Consider the following 2,472-nt stretch of genomic DNA (forward strand, 5'->3'; position numbering starts at 1 on the left):
TTCTCCGGCGAACGCCGGTACGTATCCACCACATTCGCACCGAACCGGGCCTCGGTCTACCGATGAGTTCACATAGCGTCAGAGGCGTCGAGCCGGCTACACGCGGCAATTACAGTAGTAGCAAGCAGCATAGGACAAAATTTCATATCACATAGTGTGCCGTTCACCGAGCCGGGAGCCTACGAGCCCTCGATACTCGCCGATTACTACGACAGTCTGCATTCCCCTCAGATCTCGACCTTTCTGGACCAGAAGACCCGGCTGCGTGCAGTGTGGCGCTACGACGATGTCGAGAAGATCCTCAACGGTTCCGATCCGGCCATATCCACCCGGAACACCTTGGACCCCCTCACTCCGTTTCCGAAATTCGCGACGCACCTGAAGGCAATTCCGCACATCGCTCACCTCGCCGGGGTGCCGAAGTCCATCAACAATGCTGCCAAGGCCACCCACGGTACGGTGATGAAGGCGATGTTCGCCCGCACGCGCGGACCTTCTCTGCGGGCGGATACGATGTATGCGAACTACGGGGCGATGGCCACCCGGCGGGCGGAGTCCGCGGCCGAAGCCCTGGCGGCCGCCGCTCGAACCGGCGAACCGGTCGATTTCGAGGCGACTGTCGCCAGGCCGTCGGCAGCGGGTTCGATCAGCGAGCTGCTCGGGTTCTCCCCGGAGGAAGAACCCCAGATCAAGGCTTGGAGCGACGCCCATGTCGCCCTGCTGGCCCGCATCATCGGACGTCGCGACCGCGTCGCCAATATAGGCGGACTGGCCGACCTGTCCCGTGGCTGCCGACGGCTCGTGGACGCTCGCGCGAAAGAACCGGCCCAAGATCTCGCCAGCCATCTGCCGGCCCAGGGCCTGACGCCCAAACTTGCCGCATCGGCCCTGATGACCGTCATGGTCGCCGGCTATTCCTCCAGCTTCGGCGGACTGCTCAACAGCACCCGGTACCTACTCTCCGATGAGGGAAGTGAGCACTGGGATATGCTGCGCAAACCCGAACGAGTTCGGGGCATGGTAGAAGATATCCTCCGCACCCGAAACCGGGGTTGTTGCTTGGCGCCGCTACGCCGAACAAGACGTTTCGCTCGCCGACGGTTCGATGATCCCGAAGGGTAGTTCGATTTTCGTCATGATCGGTGCAGCCAATCGTGATCCCGGAAAATTCACAAACCCGCATACTGTGCTGCCGGAACGCCGAGAAGTCGACAACGTCAAGCCGGTCACGTTCAGCGCCGGACCACACCAGTGCGCAGGACGCGAATTCGCCATACTAGCGGTCGCCACAGCACTGACAACGCTGCGTGACCGATTTCCCGATATGCGTCTTGCGCTGCCGGGCCAAGGCATCGACTACGCCCCCGACTACATGCTACGCACCTTCCAATCCTTGCCGGTCGTGGTCTGACCCCGGCGTGGCCCGGCCCCGCCCATATCGATCGCCGAACCGGGCCACTCGCACAGGAATCGAATCCGTCGGTACAGCCGATCCCAGCCGAGTCTCTCAATCAACGGAATCCAAAGTATCCAGGCGTTTCCGGATATCACCGCCGCCTCGACCATATACCGGTGTATTGTCCCTTTCGACGCCGGAAAGGAGGTGAGGGCTATCCGGGCTTCGGGTTTCAATGCTCGCCCTGAAGTTCGAAATACATTCCCGACCACATGATTCCCGGAACGACTGCCCTGTTCCGAGATGAAAGCTTCTGACATACTGGACAACCAGGCCCGGCCACTACTGTACGGCCGAGCCTGGTTGTCATTTCCTACTCGAACCATCGCGCACAACACCACTCGCGCCGCACGCATACCTGAACCGAATAACTCGGTACACAATTCGTACCGCGCAGGCGCTGACCGAAACGAATGCGTGCCTCCACCCCCGCTTGGTGGGTGGTGGCCAGAACGGCCTCGGCGATCTCGGTGGAGCTCCAGTCCGCCGGGCAGGCGCTGGCTGCCGACAGGCCTGGCAGCGGACCTGGAAGCAGCGCTGATCGACCGACCGCGGGTGATCGGATCCACGGCTCGATGCAGATTCGGGTGCCGCCTATGGCGCAGCGGCGGGAAACGGCAGGAGAACACCCCGGGCCAACTCCGCGTCGTGGTAGAAGAACGTGGCGACTGCCGCCACATCGAAGCCCAGGGCCGCGGCGACGCGCCGGTAGGTCACCGGCAGCGCCGCGTCGGCACTCAAAATCTGCCGGAACCGAACGGACTTCCACCAAGTTACTTCCCGCCTCGTCGAACGACAGCGGTTCGAAACCTGCTTCTACCTCGGAGTGCGTATCGTTGGCGGTGGGAAGCTGAGTCGGATTGCTGTTGCCGAGCGACTCCAATGCCGTACCCGTCCACGGTTGTCCGGGCGGTGCGTCGATTCCTTGTGGGGCGGGCAGTGCCCACGGGTAGCACCTCACGGAGCGGGGTGCTGATCCGGTGGCCGCTGGGCATGGTGCTCGCCTCTCGGGTGAC

The 2,472-nt window shown here is 62.7% G+C and carries 3 protein-coding genes; 2 read left to right on the forward strand and 1 reads right to left on the reverse strand.

The features are described from left to right. Positions 1-156 precede the first annotated feature (156 nt). Together NFL01S_RS01400 and NFL01S_RS01405 are read left to right on the forward strand one after the other, a co-directional pair. Positions 157-1,122 (forward strand): cytochrome P450 family protein, encoded by a 966-nt coding sequence (locus NFL01S_RS01400; RefSeq protein WP_062970634.1) that lies wholly within the window; start codon positions 157-159, stop codon positions 1,120-1,122. Beyond that, complete coding sequence (locus tag NFL01S_RS01405) at positions 1,106-1,411, forward strand: cytochrome P450 (RefSeq protein ID WP_062970636.1); 306 nt, start codon at positions 1,106-1,108, stop codon at positions 1,409-1,411. Before NFL01S_RS01400 ends, NFL01S_RS01405 begins: the two co-directional genes overlap by 17 nt. Positions 1,412-2,050: 639 nt before the next feature. Here the strand turns inward: NFL01S_RS01405 and NFL01S_RS35125 are convergent. Next, a complete protein-coding gene (locus NFL01S_RS35125) occupies positions 2,051-2,197 on the reverse strand; it encodes a hypothetical protein (RefSeq protein WP_157116138.1) in 147 nt (48 codons plus the stop codon). Positions 2,198-2,472 lie beyond the last annotated feature (275 nt).

The sequence above is a fragment of the Nocardia flavorosea NBRC 108225 genome (genome assembly GCF_001613385.1).
GTDB lineage: Bacteria > Actinomycetota > Actinomycetes > Mycobacteriales > Mycobacteriaceae > Nocardia > Nocardia flavorosea.